General features: G+C 70.8%; 10 protein-coding genes. 6 read left to right on the top strand and 4 right to left on the bottom strand.

All coding sequences use genetic code 11. The features are described 5' to 3' along the window. Positions 1-112 precede the first annotated feature (112 nt). The 5 genes from AB8M85_RS11485 (at position 113) to AB8M85_RS11465 (ending at position 5466) form a co-directional block, all read left to right on the top strand. Entirely contained in the window at positions 113-307 is a 195-nt protein-coding gene (locus AB8M85_RS11485; protein WP_372698952.1) for a hypothetical protein, read from the top strand. Positions 308-616: 309 nt separating this feature from the next. Further along, positions 617-1987: an APC family permease gene (locus AB8M85_RS11480; RefSeq protein ID WP_372698951.1), complete on the top strand. Its 1371-nt coding sequence runs from the start codon at positions 617-619 to the stop codon at positions 1985-1987. A gap of 10 nt (positions 1988-1997) precedes the next feature. Then, entirely contained in the window at positions 1998-3449 is a 1452-nt protein-coding gene (locus AB8M85_RS11475; protein WP_372698950.1) for a DUF1990 family protein, read from the top strand. Positions 3450-3526: 77 nt separating this feature from the next. Then, positions 3527-4327 carry an SDR family oxidoreductase gene (locus tag AB8M85_RS11470; protein WP_372698949.1) on the top strand — a complete coding sequence of 267 codons (801 nt, stop codon included), beginning with the start codon at positions 3527-3529 and terminating at the stop codon, positions 4325-4327. Continuing rightward, positions 4327-5466 carry an XdhC family protein gene (locus AB8M85_RS11465; protein ID WP_372698948.1) on the top strand — a complete coding sequence of 380 codons (1140 nt, stop codon included), beginning with the start codon at positions 4327-4329 and terminating at the stop codon, positions 5464-5466. Before AB8M85_RS11470 ends, AB8M85_RS11465 begins: the two co-directional genes overlap by 1 nt. Positions 5467-5515: 49 nt before the next feature. On the opposite strand, the gene AB8M85_RS11460 is transcribed toward AB8M85_RS11465, so the two are convergent. The 4 genes from AB8M85_RS11460 to AB8M85_RS11445 all read right to left on the bottom strand — a co-directional run bounded on the left by AB8M85_RS11460 (position 5516) and on the right by AB8M85_RS11445 (position 10438). Beyond that, positions 5516-7597, bottom strand: coding sequence for a xanthine dehydrogenase family protein molybdopterin-binding subunit (locus tag AB8M85_RS11460; protein WP_372698947.1), 2082 nt, complete (start codon positions 7595-7597; stop codon positions 5516-5518). After that, entirely contained in the window at positions 7594-8649 is a 1056-nt protein-coding gene (locus AB8M85_RS11455) for a xanthine dehydrogenase family protein subunit M (RefSeq protein ID WP_372698946.1), read from the bottom strand. The genes AB8M85_RS11460 and AB8M85_RS11455 overlap by 4 nt, the downstream gene beginning before the upstream one ends. Further along, the gene (locus tag AB8M85_RS11450; protein ID WP_372698945.1) at positions 8646-9206 is read right to left on the bottom strand and encodes a (2Fe-2S)-binding protein; all 561 of its coding nucleotides are present in this window, start codon (positions 9204-9206) and stop codon (positions 8646-8648) included. Before AB8M85_RS11450 ends, AB8M85_RS11455 begins: the two co-directional genes overlap by 4 nt. 107 nt (positions 9207-9313) lie before the next feature. Next, entirely contained in the window at positions 9314-10438 is a 1125-nt protein-coding gene (locus tag AB8M85_RS11445; protein ID WP_372698944.1) for a YbdK family carboxylate-amine ligase, read from the bottom strand. A 141-nt stretch (positions 10439-10579) separates the two neighbouring features. On the opposite strand from AB8M85_RS11445, the gene AB8M85_RS11440 reads away from it, so the two are divergent. Beyond that, positions 10580-11446, top strand: coding sequence for an alpha/beta fold hydrolase (locus tag AB8M85_RS11440; RefSeq protein ID WP_372698943.1), 867 nt, complete (start codon positions 10580-10582; stop codon positions 11444-11446). Positions 11447-11507 lie beyond the last annotated feature (61 nt).

Genomic DNA, 11507 nt, shown 5'->3' with positions numbered 1-11507 from the left:
CGTGGCTCCTAAGAAGGTCCCGCCTGTAATGTTCCTCGAGGAGATCGGAACATTGCTGCCGGACCAACGACGGCAAGACTAGATCTGCCAAACGACGTTCTGGTTCTCGTTCATGGATCAAACCCTCTACATCTTGGGAACGAGCGAGGGACGTTACGTTAGTGCCGCTTCGCCGACGAGTGAGCGCATCCGTCAACTGATTCGCAAGGACACCGTGTTTCTTTGCTTCCTCTTCTGCGATGAGCGCTTCAGCGGCTCGACGAAACGCAAGATCGTCTTGCCCAGCTCCGCTTCGAACCAGCGCTAGAAGCAGGTCTGCCCTTGCCACGGTCCCCTCCTTTCGACGACTTCTTCTATATCTTCGCAGACGAAACACGGATGACTGGACGGGGAGAAGCTGTTGTTGATCCGAGGCGCGATACGAAAATACTGGTAATGCTGCATTAGACCGTGGACCGCCTCTAAAACTGCCCTCGAGTGGGGCACTGCCGCCCCAATTTGATCGGTTGAACTAATAACGACCAAGGGTTCGGCTGGACTGTGCCGAGGGCAGGTGTTTTCCCTGTACGGAGATCTACCTTGATAAGGCCGAGGGCATCTGCGACACAATTACCCCATGACCTCCAACGCGTCGACCCCCGCACCGACCAACGGTTCACTGAAGCGCAGCATCTCGCTGGGCCAGCTGGTCTTCTTCGGTCTGGTCTTCATTGGTCCGGCCGCTGCGGTCGGGATCTTCGGCACCCTGGATGCCAAGTCCGGGGGAGCGGTGGCCACGGTCTACGTCGTCGCCACCCTGGTCATGGCGTTCACCGCCTCCAGCTACATGCGCATGTCACGCGAAATCCCGCGCGCCGGGTCGGTCTTCGCCTACGCCGGGGAGGGCATCGGCCCTCGGGCTGGGTATGTGTCCGGCTGGATGATCCTGCTGGACTACCTGCTGATCCCGTCGGTGGCCTACATGTTCACCGGGATCGCCTTGAACTCGTTGTTCCCCTCCATCCCGATCTGGGTGTTCGTCGCCGTCGCGGTGATGGCGACCACCGCCCTGAACCTGGCCGGGGTGAAGGTGGCGTCCAAGGTGATCACCGCCGTCGTGCTCCTGGAAGTTGCGGTCCTGCTGGTCGTGCTGGTGTGCGGCGTCTACGTCCTGGCCATCGAGGGTGCCACGCGGCCGTGGCTGAGCCCGTTCACCGGCGTCAGCGGGTTCTCCCTCGCCGCGGTGCTCGCCGCCGTGTCCGTCGCGGTGCTGTCCTTCCTCGGCTTCGACGCGCTGGCCACGTTCGCAGAAGAGACCAAGGGAACGGCGCGGCTCGTCGGGCGGGCCACGCTGCTGTGCCTGGTCGTCGCCGGGGTGCTGTTCGTGGCGCAGACGTACGTGGGTGCGCTGCTGTCCACGACGACGCCCGCCGAGCTGGCTGCCGATCCATCGCTGGAAGGGGCCGCCTACTACACGGCGGTGCAGGAGGGCATCGGCGAGTGGCTGCACTGGCTGCTCGCGCTGTCCAAGGCCGCCGGTGCCGCGTTCGCCGCCATGGTCGGCCAAGGGGCCGGCAGCCGCATCATCATGGACATGGCCCGTGAGCGCCGCCTGCCGTACGCGTTGGCCCGGGTCTCGGAGCGGACGGGGGTGCCCACGCGCAGCATCCTGATCACCGCCGGCGGCAACATCGTCGTTGCCGTGTGGGCCGCCACCCGTGCCGATGGCCTGGACATCCTCAGTTCGATCGTCAATGTCGGGGCGCTGACGGCGTTCATCCTGCTGCACGTCTCGGTGATCGGCTACTACCTGGTCAGGCAGAAGGCCGCCGTGCGCGGAACCTGGTTCCTGCACGGGGTGATCCCGGCGGTGGGGGCCGTGTTGCTGGCCGTCGTGCTGGCGTCCGCCACGCACCTGGCACTGATCGTGGGCCTGGTGTGGTTCGTCGTCGGAATCGTCGTCGCCCTCCTCCTGGACCGCCAGTCGACAGCCAGCGGACCGGCGTAGGCTCTCGGGCATGGACGTCCTTTCACCCCTGCGCACCCGGCTCAGACTCACCTTTGCCGGGCAGGCCGAAGGCGTCCCTGCATGGGAAGATGCCCTGGACCAGGGCGACGACGCCGGTTACTTCGCACCGGGTTCGCCGGTGTGGACCATCCACGGGGGCATGACACCGATCGCCGCGGGCATCCGTGCCCTGCTCGTCCAGGCGCTGCATCCCGGGGCGCTCGCCGGGGTGGTGGAGCATTCGAACTACCGCGAGGACCCGTTGGGCCGGCTGGCCGGCACCATCCGCTGGATCTTCACGGTCACCTACGGCGACACCGCCGCAGCCCGGACCGCGTGCAGCTATGTCAGGCACCTGCACGAACCGGTCGTCGGCAGCTACACCGACGCCCACGGGAAAACGAGCAACTACTCCGCCAACGATCCCGGACTGGCCGCATGGGTCCACCTGGCCTTCACCGATGCGTTCCTGCGTTCGTACGAGGCGTTCAGCGGGCCGGTCCCCGCCCGGCTCGGCGGTGCCGACTCCTACGTCCGCCAATGGGCCATCGCCGGGGAGCTGATGGGCGTGGCCGACCCGCCCCGCACAGATGCCGACCTGCGGGCACAGTTGCAGGAGTACGACGCCGGCGGGCAGCTCGCGGGCGGACCCCGCGTGGACGAGGTCGTCTCCTTCCTCAAGAACCCGCCCCTGGACCCGCTGCTGCTGCCCGGCTACCGATTGCTTTTCGCCGCCGTCGTCGACTCGCTCCCGGCCCGCTACCGGGAACTACTGGGCCTGCGGGCACCGGGGGTCGACCTGCCGGGAAGCCGGAGGCTGCACATCCCCACGCGGCTCGGCGCCCGAACGACGCTCGCCGTCGTCGGGACCGTCTTGGGGAAACACGAACCCAGCGAGATGGCGGCCCTGCGCCGTCTGGCCCGGATCGGCCAGCCCGCGGACCTGACCTATCCCGACCCCGGGCTGACGAAGCTCGGCCACGCTCCCGGTGGCTACCGGACCGTCCGGCGGAGGGTCCGTGCCGGGACGGGTGAGGGAGACTTCCGGCGGCTGGCCGACGGGATCCTGGCCTGGGAGCTGCATCGCGGGGCCGGACTCGACGTTCCGTCCAATACCCCACGGGCCGCCCCAGGGATCCGAGTGGTTTCCAGGATGGGCATCGGGCCGGTGCGCATCCCCGCGCCGTGCCGGGTCCTCTGGTCCGTGGAACCGGATGGTGCTGGGCCACGCCGGGCCGGGTTCGGCTACGGGACCCTGGCCGGTCATCCAGTGGCCGGGGAGGAGTCGTTCACCGCGGTACTGGAGGGCGACGGCTCGGTCTGGTTCGAGCTCCTGGCCTACTCGCGTCCCGCGAACGTGGTGATGCGCGCCGCCGCCCCCGTGACCGAACGGACGCAGATGTTCATCACCCGCGGCTACCTGCGCTCGGCGGCCGGGCTCGCCGATGGGGGCGGCGTCTGACGGACCGGCTTCGCGTGGTGGTCGGGGCACCTCCCCGAAGGGGTGACGGCCCGCGGTCGGCGCGCCAGACTGGTGCCATGGATGCTTTCACCCCGCGCACGGCGATCGTCACCGGTTCCGATTCGGGCATCGGCCGCGCCACCGCCGTCGCCCTCGCCGCAGCAGGCCTGGATGTCGGCATCACCTGGCACGCCGACAAGACGGGAGCGGAGGAGACCGCCGAGGAGGTCAGGGCACTCGGGCAACGTGCCGCCGTCGTGCATTTGGACACCACACGGGTGCCCGACTGTGGCGACGCGGTCGATGCGCTCGCCGAGGAACTCGGCGGCGTGGACGTGTTCGTGAACAACTCGGGCGCCGGGGCGAAGGTGCCGTTCCTGGACATGGGCTACGACCGATGGCGGGAGGTCGTGGCCACGGACCTGGACGGGGCGTTCGTGTGCCTGCAGCGCGCCGCGCGGCGCATGGTCTCCGCGGGCCGGGGCGGGCGGATCATCGCGGTGACCAGCGTGCACGAGCACCAGCCGCGGGTCGGCTCCAGCGCCTACGACGCGGCGAAGCACGGGCTCGGTGGGCTCATCAAGACCATGGCACTGGAACTCGGCGCGTACGGCATTACCGCCAATGCCGTGGCCCCCGGTGAGATCGCCACGCCCATGACCGGCCAGGAGGACCGGGATCCGCGCGGCATCGAGCGGCCCGGGGTCCCACTCGGGCGGCCCGGCGATGCCCGCGAGGTCGCCGCGGTGATCGCCTTCCTCGCCTCGCCGGCCGCGTCGTACGTGACCGGGGCATCGTGGCCGGTCGACGGTGGCATGCTGCAGATGGGCCCGCAGGCCGGGTCGCACCTGCCCGACAACCAGTGGCGGGAACTCTGATGCTCGACCTGCTGCCCGACCTGGAGGCGTTGCTGGGCGAGGGGCCAATGGGGCAAGCCTGTGCCTTGGCCACGATCGTCGGGTCCTCGGGTTCGGTACCGCGGCCCGTGGGGACCTCCATGCTGGTCACCGTCGGCGGGGAGGTGCGGGGCAGCCTCTCCGGCGGATGCGTCGAGGGCGCCGTGCTCGAAGCCTGCACCGAGGCCATGGCCGACGGCGTGCCCCGTCGGGAGCACTTCGGCTACAGCGCCGACGACGCGTTCGCGGTGGGCCTGATGTGCGGCGGAAGCCTCGAGGTGCTGATCCAGCCGCTGGGGCCAGGCGACCTCGGTTTGCCGGACCGGACGGGGACAGTCCGTGTTGCCGACGGGTGCGCCCTGGTCCGGCGGATCGACGGAATGGGCGGGCCGCCGATTCTCGTTGCGGATCCGCTGGGCTTCGAGGCGTCCTCGATCGCCACCGAGCTGCTGGCCGTGCTGGGGGACGAGGGAATGGCCCGCAGCGCAGCGTCCCAGCTCGAGCCGCTGGTCCGCGCCGGACATACCGGGGTGATCCGCGTGGCGCCGGCGGGAGCGGGAAGGCAGGGCGAACCCGCCGAGTTGTTCGTGGAAAGCCGGCTGCCGGCGCCCCCGCTGCTGGTCTTCGGCGCCAACGACTTCGCCGCCGCCCTGCTGGAGACGGCCAAGCCCCTGGGGTACCGGACCACGCTCGTCGACGCCCGGGCCGTCTTCGCCGATCCGTCGGCGTTCTCCCAGGCCGACGAGGTCATCGTGCAGTGGCCGCACGCCTACCTGGAGGACCTGCGGGCCGCCGGCCCGATCGACCCGCGGACCGTGGTGTGCGTGCTGACCCACGACCCCAAGTTCGACATCCCGGTGCTTCACGCGGCCCTCGGGCTCGGGGTCGCCTATGTCGGGGCCATGGGCTCGCGCTCGAGCGACCGTCAACGCCGGGCCGCCCTGCTCGAGGCGGGCACCACCCCGGAACAGCTGGCGCGGCTGCGCTCGCCGATCGGGCTCGACGTCGGGGCCTCCACCCCGCAGGAGGTCGCGGTGTCGATCGTGGCCGAGATCCTCGCCTCCCGCTACGGCAAGGACGCCCCGCAGCCACTGAGCCGGGTGGCCGGGCCCATTCACTGACGCCATCCAGCCTTCCCTGCAGGCGCCGGGCCGGGGCGTGGGAGTGCGATCAGCGCAGGAACTTATCGGCGGTCAGAGGCAGGTCACGGACCCGGATGCCCGTGGCGTTGTAGGCGGCGTTGGCGATGGCCGCGGCCGTTCCCACGATGCCGATCTCCCCGATTCCGCGGGCGCCCAGGGCCCCGGCATGCTCGTCGACCTCGTCCCGCCAGAACGCCTCCATCGAGCGGATGTCGGCGTTGGTGGGAATGTGGTACTCGGCGAGGTCGTGGTTGACGATCATCCCGAACCGCGGGTCCATGACGCTGTCCTCATGCAGGGCCATGCCCAGGCCCATCGTCATCCCGCCCAGGAACTGCGAACGGGCCGTGCGCGGGTTGATGATCCGACCGGCAGAGAAGACGCCCAGCAGGCGCGAGACCCGGATCTCGCCGGTGTCGGGATGCACCTGGACCTCGGCGAACTGGGCACCGAAGGAGTGCAGGGCGTACTTCTCCGCGGCCGGGTTGGCCCCGGCGTTGCCCTCTGCCTCGGCTCCGGGCTCGGGCTGGTCGCCATGCTGGTCGTGGAACGCCTGGGCTGCGGAGATGATGGCAGCGCCCCAACTGGTGGTGCCGGTGGACCCGCCGGCCACGGTCGCCGTCGGGAAGGCCGTGTCGCCGATCTGCAGGTCGATCTCGGCCGCCGCGCAGTCCAATGCCTCCGCGGCGATTTGCGTCAACGCGGTCCAGGCACCCGTGCCGATGTCGACGGCGCCGATCTGCACTGTGTAGCGCCCCGACCCCTCGAAGCGGATGCGGGCGGTGTTCCCGGGCTGCCGCCGAGCCGGATAGGTGGAGCTGGCCACGCCCATGCCGGTCAGCCAGCCGTCGACCAGCAGCGAGCCCGGCGTCGTCGGCCGGTCCGACCAGCCGAACCGGCGTGCCCCGTCATGCAGGCACTCGATGAGGTGGCGGCTGGCGAACGGCTTGCCGGTCTCCGGGTCCGTGTCCGGCTCGTTGCGCACCCGCAGCTCGATCGGGTCGATCCCGCACGCCTCGGCGAGCTCGTCCATCGCGACCTCGGGGCCGAACATGCCAGGGCATTCACCCGGTGCGCGCATCCACGAGGGGACCGGGACGTCGAGCTTGGCGACCCGGTGGGTGGTGGCGCGGTGCTCCGCCGCGTACATCATCCGGGCCGGGACGGCGGTCTGCTCGGCGAACTCCTTGATCCGTGAGGTCTGCTCGACGACGTCCTGGATGATGCCGGTCAACCGGCCGTCCGCGTCGGCCCCCAGCCGCACGTGCTGGATGGTGGGGGTGCGGTAGCCGGCGAGGAAGAACATCTGCTGCCGGGTCAGCGCGTACTTGACCGGCCGGCCGCGGCTGCATTTGGCGGCCAGGGAGGTGAGCACGACGTGGGCGTGCGGCACGCCCTTGGACCCGAACCCGCCGCCGACGTGCGGGGCGATGACCCGGATGTCCTCGGGCGCGATCCCGAAGACCGGGGCGAGGGTCTGCCGGACCGAGTAGACGCCCTGGGTGGAGTCGTGCAGGGTCAGCTGGTCGCCGTCCCATTGCGCCACCGTGGTGTGCGGCTCCATCGGGTTGTTGTGCTCGTACGGGGTCGTGTAGGTCTGGTCGATGACGACGGCCGCCGTCTCGAGGGCGGCCTCGGGGTCGCCAGTGCGGGTATCGGTGGGGAATCCGGCGTTGACCTGCTCGGGGGCATAGAGGTCGTCCCGGTCCGCACGCAGCTCGGCCTCGTGAGGCTCGGTTGCGTACTCGACGCGGACCAGGCTGGCAGCATGGCGTGCCGCCTCGGGCGTCTCGGCGAGGACCGCTGCAATGAACTGGCCCCGGAAGCCGACGGCGGGCGATTGCAGCACCGCCAGTTCGGCGTCCTCGGTGCTGGCCAGCCGCGGGGCATCCAGGTGGGTCACGACGGCGGCGACCCCGGTGACGGCCAGGGCCTGGGTGGTGTCGATGGTCTCGACACGGCCCCGCGAGATGGTGGCCTGCACGGGGTGCAGGTAGAGCGGGTTGTCCACCGGTTGTTCGTAGGCGTAGGGTGCCAGGCCCCGGACCTTGGCCTCGCCGTCGATGCGCTGCAGGTCCTGCCCGGCGGCGCCGCTGTGCTGGACGGTCATGGCTGCTTCCTGTCCTCGGGGTCCTCGCGGTTCTCGGGTGCCGCGTCGGTCGCCAGGTCCCGCAGCACCGACGTGGCCGTGTTGCGGGCCATGGGGATCTTGAAGGCGTTGTCCCGCAACGGGACGGCCCGTTTGAGTTCGGCGTCGAGTGCGGCGCGGATGTTCTCCTCGGTGGCCGCGGCACCGCGCAACGCCTCCTCGGCGAGGGTGGCCCGCCACGGCTTGTGGGCGACGCCGCCGAGGGCGAGCCGCACCGTGCCGAAGGTGGGTGGCGCGCCGTCGGTGCCCGATCCGCCGTCGTCCTCCAACTCGATGACGGCGGCGACCGACACGAGGGCGAAAGCGTAGGAGGCCCGGTCGCGCACCTTGCGGTACGCGGTGCGGGCGCCGGGCGGCAGGGCGGGGAGGTCGACGGCGGTGATCAGTTCGCCGGGTCCCAGGACGGTATCGCGGTCTGGCTCGTCGCCGGGCAGCCGGTGGAAGGCGGTGAGGTCGATGCCGTGCTCGCCGTCGGTGCCGAGCACGATGACGCGGGCGTCCAGTGCGGCCAGTGCGACGGACATGTCCGAGGGGTTGACGGCCACGCACTCGTCGGAGGCACCGAGGATCGCGTGGTAGCGGGTGTAGCCCTCCAGTGCGGAACAGCCGCTGCCGGGTGCGCGCTTGTTGCAGGGGGTGGTGACGTCCTGGAAGTAGACGCAGCGGGTTCGCTGGAGCAGGTTCCCGCCGGTGGTCGCCGCGTTGCGCAACTGGCCGGAGGCGCCGGAAAGCAGGGCCTGCGACAGGACCGGGTAGCGGCCGCGGACCCGCGGATGGGCCGCGAGGTCGCTGTTGCGCACCATCGCGCCCAGGCGCAGGCCGCCGTCCGGCAGGTCCTCGATCCCGTCGAGCGGCAGGTGCGTGATGTCGAGCAGGCGGTCGGGCAACTCGATGCCCAACTTCAGGTGGTCCACAAGGTTCGTGCCGCCGGCGAGGTAGCGCGTTCCGGGGGAGGCCGCCGTGGCGACTGCTTCGGCCTGGTCGGTGGCGCGTTCGTACTCGAAGGGCTTCATGATGCCGTCCCGGTGGTGGCGGTTCCGGACGGGCTGCTTCCGGATTGGGCCTGGCGGATCGCCGCGACGATGTTCACGTAGGCACCGCAACGGCACAGGTTGCCGCTCATCCGTTCGCGGATCTCGTCGTCGTCGAGCGGGGTGCCGGTGGGACCGTCTGCCAGCACGTCGGGCGGGCTGACCGCGCTGGGGTGTCCGGCGTTGGCCTCCTGCAGCATGCCCACGGCCGAGCAGATCTGGCCCGGGGTGCAGTAGCCGCACTGGAAGCCGTCCTGGTCCAGGAACGCCTGCTGCATGGGGTGCAGGTCCGACTCGTCGGCCAGGCCGGCTGCGGTGGTGAGGCTGGCGCCGTCGTGCGCGACGGCCAAGGCGAGGCAGGAATTGATCCGCCGGCCCTCCAGCAGGACGGTGCAGGCCCCGCATTGGCCGTGGTCGCACCCCTTCTTCGGCGACGTGTTGCCCAGCCGGTCGCGCAGGGCGTCCAGCAGGGTGGTGCGGGTGTCCACGGTGAGCGTGTGCTCGTGGCCATCGACGTGCAACGTGATCTCGGCGTCCATACCGATCCCTCCGACGTGGGTTCGCTCGCAACCTATCCGACGCCGGTGGGGCCCGACAACCCTTTGCGATCCGGAGCGGCAGCGAGTGCGCCGCTACGGGTGCGCCGCTACGGGTGTGGTGCCGTGCCGGACGCGGCAGTGGTGGCGGGGCGGGCGGCGGTCAGTTCCCGGGCGGCATGCTCGGCCACGGCTGCCGTGCCGCCCGTGGCGAAGAGGCCACGCTGGCGCTGGGCGCCGTTGCCGGCCGCCAGCAGATGTGTCAGGCCGCGGGCCACGTCCTCGGCATCCCCGGAGGCCTCCAGGTGGGGGCGGATGGTTTCGAGCAGGGTGTGGACGACGGCTTCGGCCGGAACGACGGCGCCGGAGGGCAGGGAGATGAGCGAGCCGGTGAGGCCGTACCTGGACGCATGCCAGGGGGCGATGTCCGCCAGTTCGGGGGCGATGTCGTCCGGCACGGGCGGGCCGTGCAGGGCCTCGGCCGCCAGGGCGCGCAGGATGAGGGCGAAGAGCACCGATTCGTCGGCCCGCAGTTGGGTGTCCAGGGCGCGGACTTCCACGGTCGGGTACCGCTCGGACAGGCGGGCCGACCAGCCGATGAGGTTCGCGTCGAGCATCTCGGGCAGGGCCAGCAGGCGGCCCAGGCGCGCATCATAGTCGCGGCCGTCGTGGAAGTGCGGGGGCAAGCCCTGCAGCAGCCACTGCCGATAGCGGATGGTGCGCCAGCTGGCGAACCCGGTGTCCCGGCCCCGCCACAGCGGCGAATTCGCGGCCAGCGCGGTCAGGGTCGGCAGCCACTGGCGCAGGTAGTTCAGGATCCGGACTCCGGCATCGCGGTGCGGGATCTCCAGGTGGACGTGCAGGCCGGAAATGTACTGCTCCGCGGCCAGGCCGGGCACGAGGTCGTGGATCTCGCGGTAGCGGGACCCGGGACTGATCGGCGCCTCCCCGGAGGGGACGTCCGGCGGGGTGGCCAGTGCCGCCGCCGACAGGCCCAGCCGGGCGACCGCCTCGCCCAGCGCACGGCGGTACCCGGTCAGGGAGGCCAGCGCCTCCGGGCCCGTGGAGCAGATGGGGGTTGCTGATTCGACCTGGCATTGCAGCCACTCGGGGACGGTCGCGCTGCCGCCGCCGGTCGCCTGCAGCATCGCCTCCCGGTCCGCAGTGTCCAAGGCAGCCGGGCGCCCCGTGGCGGGATCGATGACGAAGAACTCCTCCTCGATGCCGAATCTCATGCGGCTCCTTCCCGCCTCGTGCCAGCCGTGACGCCGGTGGTTGTCGCCAGTGTAGGTACGGGGGAAGCCGCGCGTCCCGCGAAAATGTCGCGGACCCCGGCCGGGGTATAGCCGGGGCGAGTTCGGGTCGATGATGGGGGCATGTTCGAGAACTTCGTGGTCGAGGACATCGACGTGGGCGAGGCCATCATCCACGTGCGCCATGCCGGACGCGGCAAGGCCGTCCTGCTGCTGCACGGCCATCCGCGGACCGGGGCCACCTGGCACCGGGTCGCGCCGGCCCTGGTGGAGTTGGGGTTCCGGGTCGTGGTGCCCGACCTGCGCGGCTATGGTGCCTCGCGCGGTCCCGCACCGGCTGCGGACCACGCGCCGGCGTCGAAACGGGCCATGGCCCGCGACCTCGTGGTCGTGATGGACGCGCTGGGCATCGGCAGGTTCTCCGTCGCCGGACACGACCGGGGCAGCTATGTGGCGTACCGGATCGCCATGGACCACCCCCGGAAGCTGACCCGGCTGGCCCTGCTGGATTGCCTGCCCATCGTGGAGCACCTGGAACGCACCGACGCGGCTTTCGCCACCGCCTGGTGGCATTGGTTCTTCTTCGCGCAGCCGGAGATCCCCGAGCGGGTGATCAATGCGGACCCCGATGCCTGGTACGACGGCGATGCCCACCAGATGGGGCAGGAGAACTACGAGGAGTGGCGGGGCGCGACCCGCAACCCGGACGTCGTGCGGGCGATGGTGGAGGACTACCGGGCCGGCCTGACGATCGACCGCCGGCACGAGGAGGCGGACCGCGCCGCCGGGCGGAAGATCGAGGCCCCGCTGCTGCTGTTGTGGTCGCTGGGCGATGACCTGGAGCAGCTGCACGGCAACCCGCTGGAGATCTGGCGGCGGGGGTGGGCGCTGGACGCCAGTGGCCATGGCATCCATTCCGGCCACCACATGGCCGAGGAGGCCCCGGAGGCGCTGACCGCCGCACTGGCAGGCTTCTTCGGGGAGGCGTAGCGGGGCCGCCACGGCCGAGTCGGCCCGGCGCAACGGCAACGGCGCCGGAACCCGGAGGCTC

The sequence above is a fragment of the Arthrobacter sp. JSM 101049 genome, assembly GCF_041679245.1.
Classification (GTDB): Bacteria; Actinomycetota; Actinomycetes; order Actinomycetales; family Micrococcaceae; genus Arthrobacter_H.
The sequence above is the reverse complement of the archived record's forward strand: the minus strand, read 5'-3'. Positions and strand labels throughout refer to the sequence as shown.